Below are 17,872 nucleotides of genomic sequence, written 5' to 3'. Positions count from 1 at the left end.
TCGTGAGAATCCGCAAGCTCTCGACGGTCGTCGCTACGGCGGCCACCCTCGCGTTGCTCGCCACCGCCTGCTCCGGCAGCGGCGGTTCCAGCGACGACAGTACCGGGGGCGCCGACGGCGCCTCGGACAAGATCCTGACGATCGGCATGCCGAACGGCCCGCAGCAGCCGAACCAGAACCCGCTCGCGACCGGCTCCGCGTCGCTCTCGCTCGGGTACGCGTTCGCGGTCTACGAGTCGCTCATGCAGGTCAACGAGCTCAAGCCGACGGACCCCCCGACGCCGTGGCTCGCCGAGAGCGTCGAGTGGAACGCCGACTCGACGCAGGCCGTCATCACCGCGCGTGAGGGCGTCAAGTGGTCCGACGGCACCGACTTCACGGCCGACGACATCGCGTTCTCGATCCAGCTCCGCAAGGACAACAAGGAGCTGAACACCGACTTCCCCGACCAGTACGGCGACATCACGGTCGACGGCAACACGGTCACGGTGAACTTCGAGTCCGGCCAGTACGTCAACCGCGACAAGCTGCTCAAGCTCCTCATCGTGCCCAAGCACCTGTGGGAGGGCCAGGACGCAGTGACCTGGACCGACGACGAGATGATCGGCACCGGCCCGTTCAAGCTCAAGAGCTTCACGCCGCAGGCCGTGACCCTCGAGCCGAACACCGACTACTGGGGCGAGACCCCGAAGGTCGCCACGCTGCGGTACGACACGTTCAACGACAACGCCGGCCTGACCACGGCGCTCACCACCGGTGAGGCGCAGTGGGGCTGGACGTTCATCCCGGACTTCGAGAACACGTTCATCGCCAAGGACCCGGAGCACTTCCACCAGGTCGCGGGCGGTGGCTTCGGCGTCGACGTGCTCTACCTGAACAACGAGACGAAGCCGTTCAACGACGTGGCGTTCCGCAAGGCGCTCAACATGGTCGTCGACCGCTCGGACATCTCGGCGACCGCCGGCTACGGCGTCTGGCCGCAGATCAAGAGCGTCACCGGGCTGCCCCAGCCCTCGGGTGACGCGTTCATCTCGGACGAGTTCCTCGACCAGGAGCTCACGGTCGACGTCGACGGTGCCAAGGAGGTCCTCACGGACGCCGGCTACACCTGGGACGGCGACGCGCTGGTCGACCCCGACGGCGAGAAGGTCACCTTCAAGCTCCAGAACCCGACGGGCTGGACGGACTACCTGGACGCGCTCGGCATCATCAGCGAGGGTGCAGCCGCCCTCGGTGCGGAGGCGACCGTCGAGGGTGTCGTCCAGGACACCTGGTTCAACGACATCATTCCGTTCGGCAACTTCCAGGCGTCGCTGCACTGGACCGACGGGGGCAGCACGCCGTGGAACATGTACTCCAACATCATGGACGGCGCGTCCTACGTGCCGCTCGGTGAGTCGGCGACGTGGAACTTCGGCCGCTACAAGAACGACGCCGTCACGGCGGCCCTGGCCGACTTCAAGGCCGGGACCGACGACAACGCCCGCTCCGCCGCGCTGGACATCGTCCAGAAGGCGTTCGTGGACGACGTCCCCGGCCTCGTCATCTGGTCCCGTCCGGCCGTCGCGCAGTACTCGACGGTCAACTACACGGGCTTCCCGACCGATGAGGACCCGTACGCGAACCCGCAGCCGACGGGTCCGCAGGCCGCTCTGATCCTGTCGAAGCTCGTCCCGACAGAGTGAGATGACGTGGTGCGGCGGGCGAGGCCCCTCGCCCGCCGCACCACGCGCCCGGCCCGCACCCGACCCCCAAGGTGACCCGATGAGCTCCCCGCACCACGAAGACCCGCCTGTCCTGCAGGCGATCGACCTCCGCAAGCACTTCCCGGTGCGCGGCACCCGGTCCCGCAAGGTCGTGCACGCCGTCGACGACGTCAACATCGAGCTGTACCGCGGCCGCGTGGTCGCACTGGTGGGGGAGTCGGGCTCCGGCAAGTCCACGATCGCCCGGCTGCTCGCGCAGCTCATGCCCGTCACGGGCGGGCAGATCCTGCTGCACGGCGAGGACGCCACGGCGAAGAACCGCAAGGCGTTCCACCGCTACGTGCGCCGCGTCCAGATGATCTTCCAGGACCCGTTCGGGTCGCTGAACCCCGTGCACACCGTGCGCTACACCCTGACGCGCAGCCTCAAGATCCACCGCGGTCGCCTGCGCGGCGTCGAGCTCGAGGCGGCCCTCGACGAGCTGCTGGACCGCGTCCAGCTGCGCCCGGCCGCCCGGTACATCGACAAGTTCCCGCACGAGCTGTCCGGCGGACAGCGGCAGCGCGTCGCCATCGCCCGCGCGCTCGCGGCGAACCCCGAGGTGCTGCTCGCCGACGAGCCCATCTCCATGCTCGACGTGTCGATCCGCCTCGGCATCCTCAACCTCCTGCGCGACCTGCGGGACCGCCTGCAGCTCGCGATCCTCTACATCACGCACGACATCGCGTCGGCCCGCTACTTCGCCGACCGGACGATGGTCATGTACGCCGGCCGGATCGTGGAGACCGGCGACTCGGAGTCCGTCACGCAGGACCCGAAGCACCCGTACACGCAGCTGCTGGTGCGTTCCGCGCCGGACCCGGACGACCTGGAGTCCCGCGCCCGTGGCGCCCGTGGTGAGGCGCCGAGCCTGGTGGCCCCGCCCACCGGGTGCCGGTTCAACCCGCGCTGCCCGTTCGCCACGGACCTGTGCCGCACCGAGGTGCCGCCGCTGATCGCCGTCGGCGAGGGGCGCGAGGCCGCCTGCTGGGGCTACTCCGACCGCGAGGACCGCCCGTCGCTGGGCTCGGTGCTCGACGCGTACGGCGAGCGGCCGGCCGTGGACGTCTCGGTGCTGGAGGTCGACCGATGAAGTTCTTCACCCGACGCATCGTCTTCTACGCGATCACCGCCTGGGCGGCGATCACGATCAACTTCTTCATCCCGCGGATCATGCCGGGCGACCCCGTGAGCGCCCTCATCGCCAAGAACCAGGGCCGGATCAGCCCCGACGCCGCCGAGGCGTTGCGGGCCTTGTTCGGGCTGGACGAGAACATGTCGCTGTGGGACCAGTACGTCGCGTACTGGAAGCTGCTGCTGCACGGTGACCTGGGCATCTCGTTCACGTACATGGCGCCGGTGGCCGACGTCATCCGGCAGGCGCTGCCGTGGACCATCGGCCTGGTCGGCGTCGCGACGATCATCAGCTTCACGCTCGGCACCCTGGTCGGCACCGGCATCGGCTGGCGCCGCGGCACCTGGATGGACGGGCTGCTCCCGCTGTCCACGTTCTTCTCGGCGGTGCCGTACTTCTGGCTCGCCCTGATCGCCATCTCGCTGTTCTCGGTGACGCTCGGCTGGTTCCCTGCCAGCGGCAGCTACGACCGCAGCATGGTGCCCACGCTGTCCTGGGAGTTCATCGGGTCCGTCATCTACTACGGGTTCCTCCCGGCGATGACGATCGTGGTGTCGTCGATCGCGGGCTGGATGCTCGGGATGCGCAACATGATGGTCACCGTGTCCTCCGAGGACTACGTGACGGTCGCGCAGGCCAAGGGCCTCAAGGAGCGGACCGTGCGGATGGGCTACGCCGCCCGGAACGCGATCCTGCCGCAGGTGTCCAGCTTCGCCCTGTCCCTCGGCTTCATCGTCGGCGGCACCCTGGTCATGGAGATCGTCTTCTCCTACCAGGGCATCGGCTACTACCTGTTCAGCGCGGTGAACGCGAAGGACTACCCGCTCATGCAGGGGTGCTTCCTCGTGATCACGTTCGCCGTGCTCCTCGCCAACATGGCCGCCGACGTCGCCTACGGCGTGCTCGACCCCCGCACGCGACAGGAGGGCTGACATGACTGTCGAAGCCGCATTCTTCGAGGACCTGGAGATCACGCCGGACGCGACGACGCCCCGCAAGGGCAAGCGCCGCTTCCTGTTCATGCGCAACGCGAAGGCCCTCACCGGCCTCGTGATCCTCGGGTTCTTCTTCCTCATCGCGATCATCGGGCCGTGGATCGCGCCGTACGACCCGAACGCGCGGTCGTCGGCCATCCTGCAGTCCCCGTCGTGGCAGCACCTCATGGGCACCACGCACCAGGGGCAGGACGTCATGAGCCAGCTGATCCTGGGCACGCGCAGCGTGCTGGTGGTCGGGTTCGTGGCCGGCACGGTCGCGACGGTCATCGGCGTGATCGTCGGCGTCACCGCGGGCTACATCGGCGGGTTCGGCGACGAGTCGCTCTCGGCGCTGTCCAACGTGTTCCTCGTGATCCCGCAGCTGCCGCTCATCATCATCATCGCCGGCCAGCTGCCGTCCGCCGGCGGGCTCACCGTCGCCCTGGTCATCGCCGCGACCGGCTGGGCGTGGGGTGCCCGCGTCCTGCGGGCGCAGACGCTCTCGCTCCGGAAACGCGATTTCGTCGAAGCGGCCCGGGCCAACGGCGAGAGCACGTGGCGGATCATCTCCGCGGAGATCCTGCCCAACCTCACGGCCATCATCGCGGCGGGCTTCGTCGGCACCGTCGGGTTCGCGGTCCTGTCCCAGATCACGCTCTCGTTCGTCGGCATCACGCCCACCAACGAGTGGAACTGGGGGACCGTCCTGTACTGGGCGCAGGCGCAGCTGGCCCTGCAGCGCGGCGCGTGGTGGTGGTTCGTCCCCGCCGGTCTGCTCATCGCCCTGCTCGGCATGGCACTGACGCTGATCAACTTCGGGATCGACGAGTTCGTCAACCCGCGCCTGCGCTCGGTCGGCCTCAACGCCCGGTCGATGCGCAAGCGCAGGATCCGCCCCCGCATCGGCTTCACGCCGGTCGTCTACGAGGCCAAGGAGGACCGCGCATGAGCGTCGAGTCCGCGCAGCGTGCCATCGGCTTCACGCCGGTCGTCTACGAGGCCAAGGAGGACAGGGCATGAGCAACAGCGCCGTGACCACCCAGCGCGCGTTTCGAGCGAACGCCGCCGCGACCGATCCCGTGCTGGAGATCAAGAACCTGTCGGTGGACTACGGGTACGACGACGACCCGACGCACGTGCTGCGCCAGGTCTCGCTGACCCTCAACCGCGGCGAGGTGCTCGGCCTGGCCGGCGAGTCCGGCTGCGGCAAGTCGACGCTCGCGTACGCGGCCACCCGGCTGCTCCCGCCGCCCGGCCTCATCACGGGCGGGGAGGTCATCTTCACCGACCGGTCGGGGCAGCAGACCGACATCCTCACGCTGAACGACCAGCAGCTGCGGGCCACCCGCTGGCAGGACCTGGCGATCGTCTTCCAGGGCGCGATGAACTCCCTCAACCCGGTGTACCGGATCGGCCGGCAGATCGCCGACGGCATCTCCGCGCACCTGCCGGGGGTCACCAAGAAGGAGGCCCTGGAGCGTGCCGCGGGCATGCTCGAGCTCGTCGGCATCTCCGCGGACCGGCTGCGCGACTACCCGCACCAGCTCTCGGGCGGCATGCGGCAGCGCGTGATGATCGCGATGGCCCTCGCGCTGGACCCGCAGGTGCTGATCATGGACGAGCCGACGACGGCCCTCGACGTGGTCATGCAGCGGCAGATCGTGGAGCAGATCGCGGAGCTGCGCGAGCGGCTCGGCTTCTCGGTCATCTTCATCACGCACGACGTGTCGCTGCTGATCGAGATCGCCGACCGCATCGCGATCATGTACGCCGGCGAGATCGTCGAGGACGCCTCCGCGCAGGACATGTACCGCCGCCCGCGCCACCCGTACTCCGACGCGCTGCTGCACTCGTTCCCGCCCCTGCGCGGTCCGCGCCGCGAGCTGATAGGCATCCCGGGCTCACCCCCGGACATGTCGAACCTGCCCACCGGCTGCCCGTACCGGGACCGCTGCGCGTTCGCGTTCGACGCGTGCGCGGCGATCACCCCGGAGCTCGTCGCGCCCGCCGTCGAGGGCGACGACCCCCGCCGGTCGGTCGCGTGCCTGCGCCACGACCCCGAGGCCGTCGCCGCGGCCGGCTTCGAGCCGCAGCCGGTGCCCGTGGAGCTGTCGGTCCGCTGATCCCCGCCCTGCCCCCGGCTCCCTCTCCACAGGGCTGCTGGTCGGGGGCGGGGCGGCCCTTCGCCAGCAGGCACGACGCGAGAGGTGACTGCGTCGGGTGTGCTCGGTTCAGCGGCTGCGCCGCACCCCGGCGGAGGCCAGGAAGACGAGGCCGATCACGAGGAACGCGACCCCACCACTGCCGGGACCGACGAGCTGGACGATGCCGACGACGGTGAAGAGCGTGCCGATCACCAGCAGCGCGCGGTCGCCCGTGCCCGGTCCTGTGCGCTCGGGGGCGTCCTCGGTGGGTCGGTCCTGCTCGTCCACCCGGTCCTGCTCGTCCACGAAAGCCTCCGTTCGCGGCACCCCCTGATGCCGTCGGGACACCGTACCGACCGTTCGCGGCACCGGTGTGGGTCGACCACCTCTCACGCGTCGCCGGGGCGCGACCGCGCCTTCGGGCGAGCACGCACGTGCACGCGGGCACCCTGTGCGCCGAAGATGCTGAGCAGCTCGACGGGCTCCGAGGTCTCGTTGCCGAACCAGTGCGGGACGCGCGTGTCGAACTCGGCGGCCTCGCCGGGCGGCAGGACGAGGTCGTGCTCGCCGAGCACCAGGCGCAGGTGGCCGTCGATGACGTACAGCCACTCGTAGCCCTCGTGCGAGTTCGTCTCCGGGTGGGGGTGCGGGCCGCCGGGTGGCAGGACCAGCTTGTAGACGATCAGACCACCGCTCCGTCGGGACAGGGGGATGACCGTCATGCCGTGCTCGATGACGGGACGCGGGTGGATGCGCGGGTCGCCGGTGGCGGGGGCGCCGACCAGCTCGTCGAGCGGCACCCGGTAGAGGCTCGCCAGGGGGACCAGGAGCTCCAGCTGCGGCCGTCGGGTGCCCGACTCCAGGCGGGACAGGGTGCTGACCGAGATGCCGGTCGCGTCGGACGCCTGCGCGAGGGTCAGGTCGCGCTGCTGCCGGACGGCCCGGAGCCGGGGTCCGACGGTGCGCATCAGCTGGTCGACGTCGTCCATCTCCGCAGTTTGCCACTTCGGCAACGATGCTTGCCGCTTCTCGACGGGCCACCGGATGCTTGCCGCATGAGAGATGTGGTCGTCATCGGTGGTGGTGCTGCGGGTCTGAGCGGAGCGGTGACGCTGGCGAGGGCCCGTCGGTCGGTGCTGGTGATCGACGACGGCACTCCACGGAACGCGCCTGCCGACGGGGTGCACGGGATCCTCGGGCAGGAGGGCGTGTCCCCGCTCGAGCTGCTGGTGCGCGGTCGGGCGGAGCTGGCCGGCTACGGCGGGGCGCTGCGGACCGGCCGGGTGGTCGCCGCCGAGCGCGAGGACGACGGGTTCGTCGTGACCCTGGACGACGGGACGACCGAGCGCGCGCGACGGCTGCTGGTGGCCACCGGCCTCGTCGACGACCTGCCGGACCTCCCCGGCCTGCGGGAACGCTGGGGCCATGACGTGCTGCACTGCCCGTACTGCCACGGCTGGGAGGTGCGGGACCAGCCGATCGGGGTCCTCGCCACGTCCGAGCGCGCCGTGCACCAGGCGCTGCTGTTCCGGCAGTGGTCCGACGACGTGGTGCTGCTCCAGCACACCGCCCCGGAGCCGACGCCCGAGCAGGCCGAGCAGCTGGCCGCGCGGGGGATCCGCGTGGTGCGGGGGGTCGTCGTCGAGGTGCTGGCGACCGACGGGCGTCTCACGGGTGTGCGCCTGGCATCCGGGGACGTGGTCGAACGGTCCGCACTCACGGTCATGCCGCGGTTCGTCGCGCGGCTCGACGGGCTGGCCGGTCTCGGCCTGACGGCCGTGCCGCACGAGATGGGCGTGGGCGAGCACGCCGCCTCCGACCTCATGGGGGCGTCCTCGGTGCCGGGCGTCTGGGTCGCCGGCAACGCGACCGACCTCATGGCCCAGGTCACAGGCGCGATGGCGGCGGGCACCCGCGCGGCGGCGGCGCTGAACATGGACCTGATCGCCGAGGACACGGCGCGTGCCGTCGTCGACCTCCACAGGTAAAGAGACGGTCACGTCCAGGCGTTCCACAGGCCCGGTGGGTGAAGTGGGGGTCGAGCACGTGGAGCACCGCGTGACGATGAGAGCCGGGAGGCCCGCCATGAGCACGTCGACCACAGAAGTCCCTGCCTGGTTGACCGCGAACGTGCGACCCGCCGGCTCGTTCGGGCGGGCGGACGTCGCGCGGCTCCGGGCGCTCCTCGGCGCGCTGTCGATGTCGGCGTCGCTCGTGGTGCTCGACCTCGCGGCCGTGCGCCTGCGCAGCGGGCACGCCGCCGACGCGATCGACGAGGCCGGGTGGGAGCTGGAGCGGCGCGGCGGCTGCCTGCTGTGCATCAACGCGGACGACGACGCACGGGCCCGCCTCGGCGGCTGCCGCCACGCCGTCGTCGTCGGGCCGGGGGAGCCGACGCCCGTGTCGTGATCGAGGCCCGTCGCACCCGGCCGGGTGACCTACCGTTGTCCGGTGAGCGACGCCCCCACCCTCCCCGCACCGGTGCGGCCGACGCCCGACGCCGGGGACCGTCGCGGCGTCGTGGTCGCGGTGGCGCTCGGGGTGGCGGTGCTCTCGTTCGCGGGGGTCTTCCTGCTCTGGCGGGTGTTCGTCGAGACGCTCGCCGGTCAGCAGGTGGAGAACGCGGCGTTCCAGGGCGCCCTGTACGGCCAGACCCAGCTGTGGCGCGTGGCCGAGCGCGTGCTCGACGTGGTGTCCGTCGGGTTCATCGTCGGCGTCCTGCTCGCCGCGATGGTCATCGCCGCCCTGCGCCGCCGCCCGTCGCTCGCCGTCCAGGTGGCGGTCCTGATGATCGGCGCCAACCTCACGACGCAGGTGCTGAAGAAGTGGGTGCTGTACCGCCCCGACCTCGGTGTCGAGGCCGACTACGGCAACACCCTGCCCAGCGGGCACACGACCGCCGCGGCCTCCGTCTCGGCGGCGCTGCTCCTCGTGGTGCCGCCGCGCGCCCGACCCTGGGCGGCGGTGCTCGGCGCCGGCTACACGACGGCCACCGGGATCTCGACGCTCATCGGCCAGTGGCACCGGCCGTCGGACGTCGTCGCGGCCGTCCTGGTGGTGCTCGCGTGGACCGCGATCGCGTGCGCGCTGGTGGCCCTGACCCCCGCGCGGGCGTCGACGGCCACCGGTGCGCTCCGGCTCACGGCGGACCGCAACCCCACGCCGGCCATCATGCGCGGGGTCGTCGCGGGGCTGCTGGTCGTCGGGGTCGGGGCAGGGGCGTCGGCCGTCGTCGCCCTGTCCCACACGTGGCAGAACCTGGCCGACCTGGACGCTCGTGCGGAAGAGGTCACGGCCTATCTCGGCGGCGCCGCGGGCGTGCTGATGGCGTCCTGCCTGGCGTTCGCGATCATGCTGCTGCTGCGCCAGGCCGCAGCATCGCGATTGCCGCGGGGTTGACGGGACGCCGTAGAGTCCCCAACGTCGCACGGGCCGACCGACCCGTCGAAGTCTGAGAAGGGCCTGACCGATGTCTGCAGGGCGCAAGCTCGTGATCGTGGAGTCGCCTGCCAAGGCGCGCACGATCGCCGGGTACCTCGGCGAGGGGTACGACGTCGAGGCGAGCGTCGGGCACATCCGTGACCTCCCTCAGCCCTCGGAGCTGCCCGCGGACATGAAGAAGGGCCCGTTCGGCAAGTTCGCCGTGGACGTCGACAACGGCTTCGCGCCGTACTACGTGGTCGACGCCGACAAGAAGAAGAAGGTCAGTGAGCTCAAGAAGCTCCTGAAGGACTCCGACGAGCTCTTCCTGGCCACCGATGAGGACCGCGAGGGCGAGGCCATCGCCTGGCACCTGCTGCAGGAGCTCAAGCCCAAGGTCCCCGTCAAGCGCATGGTGTTCCACGAGATCACCCCCGAGGCCATCCAGCGCGCGCTGGCCAACACCCGCGAGCTGGACGACCGGCTGGTCGACGCCCAGGAGACGCGACGCATCCTCGACCGGTTGTACGGGTACGAGGTCAGCCCGGTGCTGTGGCGCAAGGTCCGTCAGGGCCTGTCCGCCGGCCGCGTGCAGTCCGTCGCGACGCGGCTGGTGGTCGAGCGCGAGCGTGAGCGGATGGCGTTCGTCGCCGCCGACTACTGGGACGTGACCGGCACGTTCGCCGTTCTCGATGATGCCGAGCCGTCCTTCAGCGCGCGACTGACGTCGGTCGACGGGCGCCGCGTGGCCACCGGGCGCGACTTCCTCGACACCGGGCAGCTGCGCGCCGCCGACGTCGCCCACCTCGACGAGGCCCGGGCCACCGCCCTGGTCGCCGGGCTGGCCGACTCGGCGTTCTCCGTCACCTCGCTCGAGACCAAGCCGTACACGCGTCGCCCCGCCGCGCCGTTCACCACGTCGACCCTCCAGCAGGAGGCGTCGCGCAAGCTGCGGATGGCGTCCCGGCAGACCATGCGCACCGCGCAGGGCCTGTACGAGAACGGCTACATCACCTATATGCGTACCGACTCCTCGTCGCTGAGCTCGCAGGCGATCGACGCCGCGCGCCGGCAGGCCTCGGAGCTGTACGGCGCCGAGTACATCCCCGACGCGCCCCGCGTGTACGCCAGCAAGGCGAAGGGTGCCCAGGAGGCCCACGAGGCCATCCGGCCCGCCGGTGACCACTTCCGGACGCCCGCGCAGGTGGCCAAGGAGCTGTCGGGCGACCAGTTCCGGCTCTACGAGCTGATCTGGAAGCGCACGGTCGCGTCACAGATGGCCGACGCCCGCGGGCAGACCGCCTCGGTCCGCCTCGGTGCCACGGCCGCCGACGGCACCGACGTCCTTTTCTCCGCCTCCGGCACGGTCATCACGTTCCGCGGGTTCCTCGCCGCGTACGAGGAGGGGCGCGACGTCTCGCGCTACGACTCGTCGGACGACGACACCCCGGCCGAGAAGGACGACGCCCGGCTGCCGAAGATGGCCGAGGGCGACCCGATGTCCGCCTCCGACCTCACCGCCGACGGCCACCGCACGTCCCCTCCGCCGCGCTACACCGAGGCCTCCCTGGTCAAGGCGCTCGAGGAGCGCGGGATCGGCCGCCCGTCGACGTACGCCGCCACGATCTCCGTGATCCAGGACCGCGGGTACGTGACCGGCCGCGGGCAGGCGCTGGTGCCTTCGTGGCTCGCGTTCGCCGTCACGCGGCTGCTCGAGGAGAACTTCGACTGGCTGGTCGACTACGACTTCACCGCCGAGATGGAGGAGGACCTCGACGCGATCGCGGCGGGGGACAAGGACCGGGTGGCGTGGCTGTCGCGGTTCTACTTCGGCGACGGGTCGGGCAACGAGGAGGGCGAGGGTCTGCGTGACCTCGTCGCGAACCTCGGCGACATCGACGCCCGCGAGGTCAACTCGATCCCGATCGGCGAGGGCATCGTGCTGCGCGTCGGCCGGTACGGCCCGTACCTGGAGGACTCGGCCGCCGAGCCCGCCGAGGACGGCACCACGCGGCGCACCTCCGTGCCCGAGGAGCTGGCCCCCGACGAGCTCACCGTCGCCAAGGCCCGCGAGCTGCTGGAGACGCAGCCCGAGGGCGACCAGGTGCTCGGCACCGACCCCGTGACCGGCACGCCGATCGTGGCGCGCAACGGCCGCTACGGCCCGTACGTCACCGAGATCCTGCCGGACCCGGAGATCGACACGTCGCTGTCGGCCGCCGCCCAGAAGCGCGCGCTGGCCGCCGCCCCGAAGCCGCGGACCGCATCGCTGTTCAAGTCGATGTCGCTCCAGTCGGTCACCCTCGACGACGCGCTCATGCTGCTGTCGCTGCCCCGCGTGGTCGGCGTCGACCCGGAGTCCGGGACCGAGATCACCGCGCAGAACGGCCGCTACGGCCCGTACCTGAAGAAGGGCACGGACTCGCGCACGCTCGCCTCCGAGGAGGCGCTCTTCACGACGACGCTCGACGAGGCGCTGGCCATCTACGCGCAGCCCAAGCGCGGTCGCGGAGCCACTGCGGCGCCCCCGCTGCGCGAGCTGGGCGACGACCCGACGTCGGAGAAGCCGATCACGGTGAAGGAGGGCCGCTTCGGCGCCTACGTCACCGACGGCGTCACCAACCGGACCCTCCCGCGCGACCTCACGCCCGAGAGCATCACGCGGGAGCAGGCGATCGAGCTGCTCGCCGAGAAGCGTGCGTCGGCCCCGGCGAAGAAGAAGGCACCCGCCCGGCGCGCGCCGGCGAAGCCCAAGGCCGCCGCGAAGAAGTAGTCAGCCGCCGAACAGCTGCTCGGCGGTCAGCCCCGGCTCCTGGAGACCGTCGAGCGCTGCCACGATCGCGCGCTCCTCCCAGCGGAAGTGCGACTCGAGGATCGCGGCCAGCCCGTCGATCTCGCTGCGCGCCTGCTGCAGGTCGTCGCTGCTCGTGAGCACCGCGTCGATGCTCTGCAGGATGCCCGCGACCACGTGATGGTCCCGGGCGAGCCCGTCGAGGGTGTCCCGCAGCTCCGGGTACTGGGCCGCCAGCGCGGGGAACGCGGTCCGGTCCTCACCCGTGTGGTGCCGACCGACCGCGCCGCAGAACGCCACGCAGTGTGTCCGCAGCTCGGGGGTCAGCTCGGACGTCTCGTCGAGCCCGTCGAGGAGCCGGTCGAGCTCGTCGCGCAGCCGGTCGTGCACCTCCACCAGCTGTTGCCCCCACGCGGCAAGACGGTCGGGGACTGGGGGCACCCCGACACCCAACTCTCTCGACGCGGCACCGTCAACGCCCCCTCCCGGCCCGCGAGATCGGCAGTCTGCGACGAGATCGTCAGCTGCAACTGCCGATCTCGTCGCAAAGTGCCGATCTCGTGCGAGCTGACGACGGCCGGACAGGTCGGACCGGCCGGACGTCGCGCGCTAGGTTGTCGCTCATGGCTGATCGCGCTGAAGACCCCCGCTCCGCTCCGCCGATCCGCTGGGGCATCCTCGGCGCCGGCAACATCGCCGCGACGTTCGCGGCGGCCGTGAACGCGCACACCCGCGCGCAGCTGGTCGCCGTCGGCTCGCGCAACCGCGACCGCGCGCAGAGGTTCGCCACGGCGCACCACATCCCGACCACGCACGTGGGCTACCGCGAGCTGGTCGAGGACCCGCAGGTGGACGCCGTCTACATCGCGACGCCGCACTCCGAGCACAAGGAGCAGGCGCTGCTGGCGATCAAGGCCGGCAAGCACGTGCTCGTCGAGAAGGCGTTCACCCGCAACGCGGGGGAGGCCGAGGAGGTCTTCGCCGCCGCGCGCGCCGCCGGGGTGTTCGTCATGGAGGCGATGTGGACGCGGTTCCTGCCGCACGTCTACGCGCTGCACCAGGTGATCGACGCCGGGGAGATCGGCGAGATCATCAACCTGTCCGCCGACCACGGCCAGGCGTTCACGTTCGACCCGAAGAGCCGGCTGTTCGACCCGGCGCTGGCCGGCGGCGCCCTGCTGGACCTGGGCGTGTACCCCGTCTCGTTCGCCCACGACTTCCTCGGTGTCCCCGATGCCGTGCAGGCGGTCGGGCAGCTGACCACGACGGGCGTCGACGGTCAGATCTCGATGGTCCTGTCCTACGGGGACCGGGCGCAGGCCACCCTGTCGACGACGATGTGGGCCAAGACCCCGACGATGGCGCTCATCTCGGGCACCGAGGGCAACATCGTGGTCAAGGGCAGCTTCTACGCACCGTCCTCGTTCCACGTGCAGCGGCTCGACGGCCGGGTCTGGGAGTTCAACCAGCCGGGTACCAAGGGCCTGCAGTACGAGGCCGCGGAGGTCGCCCGCCGGGTGGCCGAGGGCGCCACGCAGAGCCCGCGGATGACGTGGGACAACACCCTCGAGGTGCTGCGGACGATGGACACCATCCGGTCGCTGATCGGCGTGACGTACCCGGGCGAGTGACGTCGGACCCGGCGGCTACCCTGACGCACGTGACGACGCTCCCTGGCCTGTTCCTCTCGTTCGAGGGTGGCGACGGCGCCGGCAAGTCGACGCAGGCGCGTCTCCTCGGCGACTGGCTGACCGGCCTGGGCCGCGAGGTCGTCCTGACGCGCGAGCCCGGCGGCACCGAGCTCGGGTTGCTGCTGCGCGACGCGGTCCTGCACGGCGACCACGTCGACGCCCGGACCGAGGCGCTGCTCTACGCCACCGACCGCGCGCACCACGTGGCCTCGCTGGTCCGCCCGGCGCTCGCCCGCGGCGCGGTGGTCGTCACCGACCGCTACCTCGACTCGTCGGTGGCCTACCAGGGCAGCGGGCGGGACCTCGGGGCCGACGAGGTCGAACGCCTCTCCCTGTGGGCCGTCGACGGTCTGCTCCCGGCGCTGACGGTGCTGCTCGACCTCGACCCCGTCGCGGGCAAGGCGCGGCTGACGGGGGACCCGGACCGGCTGGAGCGTGCCGGCGACGAGTTCCACCGGCGCACCCGCGAGGCGTTCCTCGGACGCGCGGAGGCCGAGCCGGGCCGCTGGCTCGTGCTCGACGCGACGCGGCCCGTCGACGAGCTGGCCTCGGAGATCCGTTCGCGCGTCGCCACGATCCTCGGGGTGGCGGCGTGACCAGCGTCTGGGACGACGTCGTCGGCCAGGAGCCCGCGGTCGAGGTGCTGCGGCACGCGGTCGAGGACCCCGCGGCGATGACCCACGCGTGGCTGCTCACCGGTCCGCCGGGATCCGGGCGGTCCAACGCGGCCCGGGCGTTCGCCGCGGCGCTGCAGTGCGCGACCGGCGGCTGCGGCGTCTGCCACGACTGCACGACGACCCTGCGGGGGCTGCACCCGGACGTCACGGTCGTCGCCACCGAGGGCGTCTTCATCCGCGCCGAGACGGCCCGGCCGCTGGTGGAGCTGGCCCAGCGGTCACCGTCGCAGGGGCGGCACCGGGTCATCATCATCGAGGACGCCGACCGCCTGAACGACACCAGCGGCAACTCGCTCCTCAAGGCCATCGAGGAGCCGGCCGGGCGGACGGTCTGGGTGCTGTGCGCGCCGAGCCCGCAGGACGTCCTGGTCACCATCCGCTCCCGCAGCCGCTCCGTGGCGCTGCGCGTGCCGCCCGTCGACGCCGTGGCCGCCCTGCTGGTGTCGCGGGACGGCATAGATCCCCAGGTCGCGGCGGTCGCGGCCCGCGCGGCGCAGAGCCACGTCGGGATCGCCCGTCGGCTCGCCCGGGACCCCGAGGCGCGCGCCCGGCGGTCCGCGGTGCTGGGCATCGCGGCGAAGATCCGCGGGGTCGGTGACGCCGTGCTGGCCGCCGGCGAGCTCGTCGAGACCGCGCAGGCGGACGCCAAGGCCGCGACGGAGCAGCGGGACGCCGAGGAGAAGTCGGAGCTGCTGCGGTCCATGGGTGCCGAGGGTGCCGCGACCCTGCCGCCGACGCTGCGCACGCAGGTCCGTCAGCTCGAGGAGGACCAGAAGCGCCGGGCCACCCGGGCGCAGCGTGACGTGCTGGACCGCGCGATGGTGGACCTCCTGTCGCTCTACCGCGACGTGCTCGTCGTGCAGCTGGGCGCCGGCGTCGAGCTGGTCAACGTCGAGCACGAGCAGTCGGTGCGCACCCTCGCCGGGTCGAGCACCGCCGAGCAGACCCTGCGCCGGATGGACGCGGTCGGCCAGGCCCGCACCCGCCTGTCGGGGAACGTCGCGCCGCTGCTCGCGGTCGAGGCGATGGCCGTGGCGCTGCGCCCGCAGGGGTAGTCGCCGACCGGACTGTGCAGATCGGGTGACAGTCCGGCGCATCCGGCGGACGCGAAGCCAGCCGCTCAGCATCGACGGTTACCGTGTGCGCATGCCGCCCTCCGCCCGCCTCGTCGCGCCCTCGAGCGTCGCGCGTGACCCGCGGCACCGCCTCACCGTCGCACTCGTGTCGGCCGCCCTGGTCGTCGTCGTGCTCCTCGCCGGGTGCGTGTCCCCCAAGAACCAGGCCGCCGGCCCGCTCCCCGGGGAGACCTCCGACGCGCCGACCGCGGGGGTGACGGGCGACCTCGCCGGCTACTACGGGCAGCAGCTCGAGTGGACCGCGTGCGAGCAGGGTGAGTGCGCCACCGCGCAGGTGCCGCTGGACTACGCGGACCCCACGGGACCGTCGATCGGGATCGCGCTCGCCCGCGCCAGGGCCACGGGTGGCGAGCCCATCGGCTCCCTCCTGCTCAACCGCGGCGGCCCCGGAGCGTCCGGCGTCGACTTCGTCAGCCAGGTCGCCGGGATGGTCAGCGCCGACATCACGCGGCAGTTCGACCTGGTCGGCTTCGACCCGCGCGGCGTGCAGCGCTCCAGCCCCGTCGAGTGCGTCGACGGACCCGGCCTGGACGCGCTCATCGCCTACGACCCCGACTACTCCACCGACGCGGGGATCCAGGAGGTCATGGACCTCTACGGCGAGCTCGGCGCCGCGTGCGAGCAGAACACGGGAGAGCCGCTCGGCCACGTCGACACGGTCAGCGCGGCGCGCGACCTCGACGTCCTGCGCGCGGTGCTCGGCGACGAGACGCTCACCTACCTGGGCTTCTCCTACGGCACCGCGCTCGGCGCCACCTACGCGTCGCTCTTCCCCGACAAGGTCGGCCGCCTCGTCCTCGACGGAGCCCTCCCGCCCGACCTGACGTCCACCGAGGCGTCGGAGGGCCAGGCCGTCGGCTTCGAGAACGCCCTGCGCGCCTACATCACCGACTGCCAGGCCGGCGCGCGCTGCCCGCTCGACGGGTCGGTCGAGGACGGGCTCGCGCAGATCAGCGAGCTGTTCGAGCGGGCGGAGGCCAACCCCCTGCCCACCGGCACGGACCGCGCGCTGACCCGGTCGCTCGCGTTCTACGGGATCGCGCTCCCGCTGTACGCGCAGTCGTACTGGCCGCTCCTGACGCAGGCACTGACCGCTGCGATCGACAACAACGATGGCTCGATCCTGCTGCAGCTGGCCGACCAGTACTCGGACCGCCAGCCCGACGGGACGTACAGCACCAACTCGCTCGTCGCGTTCTACGCGATCAACTGCCTCGACAGCCGCGCCTCTGCGGACTTCGACGCGATGCGCGCCGAGGCAGCCCAGATCCAGGCGGCAGCCCCCACGGTCGGGTACTTCTTCGGCTACGGCGGCACCGTGTGCGCCCAGTGGCCCGTCCCCGAGGTCGGCGGCCTCGACTCCTACGCCGCCGAGGGCGCCGCACCGATCCTGGTCGTCGGCACCACGAACGACCCGGCGACCCCGTACCGATGGGCCGAGCAGCTGGCAGCCACCCTGTCGTCGGCCGTCCTCCTGACCTACGAGGGTGAGGGGCACACCGCGTACGGCTCCTCGAACGCCTGCATCGCCGACACCGTCGACGCCTACCTGCTCACCGGGGCCGTCCCCGCGGAGGGCACCCGCTGCTGAGCCTCGGGTTGCCGCGACCACCTCGGCGGGCGACGGTGGCCCGATGACAGCTCTCTTTCGCGACGAGGCCCGCACCCGCGCCGGCGCCGCACTGCTGATGCGCTCCTTGCTGCTCGGCTGGGCGGCCGGGGCGCGCGCCTCCCTCGGCCCGGCCGGTCCGACGCTCACCGGCGGTCGCCCGCCCCTCGTCCGTGCCGCTGCGGCGCTGGGTGTCGTCGGCGAGATCATCGGCGACAAGCTCCCGACCGCACCGAGCCGGCTGGAGCACGGCGGAGCCCTGGTCCGAGCCACGTCCGGCGCGATCGGGGCGACGATGCTCGCCGTACGCGCACAGTCGAACCCCGTTCTGCCCGCCGTCACGGGTGCGGTAGGCGGGCTCGCGGGGGCCTACGGGGGAGCGGCGTGGCGGGCCTGGGCGGTCGGTCGAGTGCCGGACTGGCAGGCTGCGATCGCCGAGGACGTCGTGGCCCTCACCGCTGCGGTGGTCGCGTGCAGCCCTCGCTTTGGAGCGCCGGGGGTCGGCCAGGTACAGTAAGCGGGCTCGCCGGGGTCCATGGATCCCGAC

General features: G+C 71.9%; 17 protein-coding genes. 14 read left to right on the top strand and 3 right to left on the bottom strand.

The features are described 5' to 3' along the window. Window positions 1-2: 2 nt before the first annotated feature. The 5 genes from J2X26_RS03000 to J2X26_RS02980 all read left to right on the top strand — a co-directional run bounded on the left by J2X26_RS03000 (window position 3) and on the right by J2X26_RS02980 (window position 5,980). The gene (locus J2X26_RS03000) at window positions 3-1,685 is read left to right on the top strand and encodes an ABC transporter substrate-binding protein (RefSeq protein WP_307489705.1); all 1,683 of its coding nucleotides are present in this window, start codon (window positions 3-5) and stop codon (window positions 1,683-1,685) included. Window positions 1,686-1,764: 79 nt separating this feature from the next. Beyond that, entirely contained in the window at window positions 1,765-2,838 is a 1,074-nt protein-coding gene (locus J2X26_RS02995; protein ID WP_307489704.1) for an ABC transporter ATP-binding protein, read from the top strand. Beyond that, window positions 2,835-3,812 (top strand): ABC transporter permease, encoded by a 978-nt coding sequence (locus J2X26_RS02990; protein WP_307489702.1) that lies wholly within the window; start codon window positions 2,835-2,837, stop codon window positions 3,810-3,812. Before J2X26_RS02995 ends, J2X26_RS02990 begins: the two co-directional genes overlap by 4 nt. A gap of 1 nt (window position 3,813) precedes the next feature. Next, window positions 3,814-4,806, top strand: coding sequence for an ABC transporter permease (locus J2X26_RS02985; protein WP_439897809.1), 993 nt, complete (start codon window positions 3,814-3,816; stop codon window positions 4,804-4,806). A 67-nt stretch (window positions 4,807-4,873) separates the two neighbouring features. After that, window positions 4,874-5,980 carry an ABC transporter ATP-binding protein gene (locus tag J2X26_RS02980; protein ID WP_307489700.1) on the top strand — a complete coding sequence of 369 codons (1,107 nt, stop codon included), beginning with the start codon at window positions 4,874-4,876 and terminating at the stop codon, window positions 5,978-5,980. 108 nt (window positions 5,981-6,088) lie between these two features. On the opposite strand, the gene J2X26_RS02975 is transcribed toward J2X26_RS02980, so the two are convergent. Beyond that, entirely contained in the window at window positions 6,089-6,307 is a 219-nt protein-coding gene (locus J2X26_RS02975; protein ID WP_307489698.1) for a hypothetical protein, read from the bottom strand. Between the two features lie 83 nt (window positions 6,308-6,390). After that, a complete protein-coding gene (locus J2X26_RS02970) occupies window positions 6,391-6,990 on the bottom strand; it encodes a helix-turn-helix domain-containing protein (protein WP_307489697.1) in 600 nt (199 codons plus the stop codon). A gap of 66 nt (window positions 6,991-7,056) precedes the next feature. On the opposite strand from J2X26_RS02970, the gene J2X26_RS02965 reads away from it, so the two are divergent. From J2X26_RS02965 to topA, 4 genes are all read left to right on the top strand, one after another. After that, window positions 7,057-7,989 (top strand): NAD(P)/FAD-dependent oxidoreductase, encoded by a 933-nt coding sequence (locus tag J2X26_RS02965; protein WP_307489695.1) that lies wholly within the window; start codon window positions 7,057-7,059, stop codon window positions 7,987-7,989. A gap of 97 nt (window positions 7,990-8,086) precedes the next feature. After that, window positions 8,087-8,410, top strand: a complete 324-nt coding sequence (locus J2X26_RS02960; protein WP_307489693.1) for a hypothetical protein — start codon at window positions 8,087-8,089, stop codon at window positions 8,408-8,410. A 42-nt stretch (window positions 8,411-8,452) separates the two neighbouring features. Beyond that, complete coding sequence (locus J2X26_RS02955) at window positions 8,453-9,400, top strand: phosphatase PAP2 family protein (protein ID WP_307489691.1); 948 nt, start codon at window positions 8,453-8,455, stop codon at window positions 9,398-9,400. Between the two features lie 70 nt (window positions 9,401-9,470). Continuing rightward, the gene (gene topA, locus J2X26_RS02950; RefSeq protein ID WP_307489689.1) at window positions 9,471-12,194 is read left to right on the top strand and encodes a type I DNA topoisomerase; all 2,724 of its coding nucleotides are present in this window, start codon (window positions 9,471-9,473) and stop codon (window positions 12,192-12,194) included. On the opposite strand, the gene J2X26_RS02945 is transcribed toward topA, so the two are convergent. Continuing rightward, on the bottom strand, window positions 12,195-12,653 hold the full coding sequence (locus J2X26_RS02945) for a hemerythrin domain-containing protein (protein WP_307489687.1): 459 nt from the start codon (window positions 12,651-12,653) through the stop codon (window positions 12,195-12,197). It lies immediately after the preceding gene. A 182-nt stretch (window positions 12,654-12,835) separates the two neighbouring features. Here J2X26_RS02945 and J2X26_RS02940 point away from each other — a divergent pair, with 182 nt between their 5' ends. From J2X26_RS02940 to J2X26_RS02920, 5 genes are all read left to right on the top strand, one after another. Further along, on the top strand, window positions 12,836-13,843 hold the full coding sequence (locus J2X26_RS02940; RefSeq protein ID WP_307489685.1) for a Gfo/Idh/MocA family protein: 1,008 nt from the start codon (window positions 12,836-12,838) through the stop codon (window positions 13,841-13,843). A 29-nt stretch (window positions 13,844-13,872) separates the two neighbouring features. After that, the gene (gene tmk / locus J2X26_RS02935) at window positions 13,873-14,499 is read left to right on the top strand and encodes a dTMP kinase (RefSeq protein ID WP_307489683.1); all 627 of its coding nucleotides are present in this window, start codon (window positions 13,873-13,875) and stop codon (window positions 14,497-14,499) included. Next, complete coding sequence (locus tag J2X26_RS02930) at window positions 14,496-15,635, top strand: DNA polymerase III subunit delta' (protein ID WP_307489681.1); 1,140 nt, start codon at window positions 14,496-14,498, stop codon at window positions 15,633-15,635. Before tmk ends, J2X26_RS02930 begins: the two co-directional genes overlap by 4 nt. Window positions 15,636-15,726: 91 nt before the next feature. After that, window positions 15,727-17,307 (top strand): alpha/beta hydrolase, encoded by a 1,581-nt coding sequence (locus J2X26_RS02925; protein ID WP_307489680.1) that lies wholly within the window; start codon window positions 15,727-15,729, stop codon window positions 17,305-17,307. Between the two features lie 43 nt (window positions 17,308-17,350). After that, on the top strand, window positions 17,351-17,842 hold the full coding sequence (locus J2X26_RS02920) for a hypothetical protein (RefSeq protein WP_307489678.1): 492 nt from the start codon (window positions 17,351-17,353) through the stop codon (window positions 17,840-17,842). The last annotated feature ends 30 nt before the right edge of the window (window positions 17,843-17,872 follow it).

This window comes from Cellulomonas humilata, from assembly GCF_030814415.1.
Classification (GTDB): Bacteria; Actinomycetota; Actinomycetes; order Actinomycetales; family Cellulomonadaceae; genus Cellulomonas; species Cellulomonas humilata_A.
This window is presented reverse-complemented; position numbering and strand designations above follow the sequence as displayed.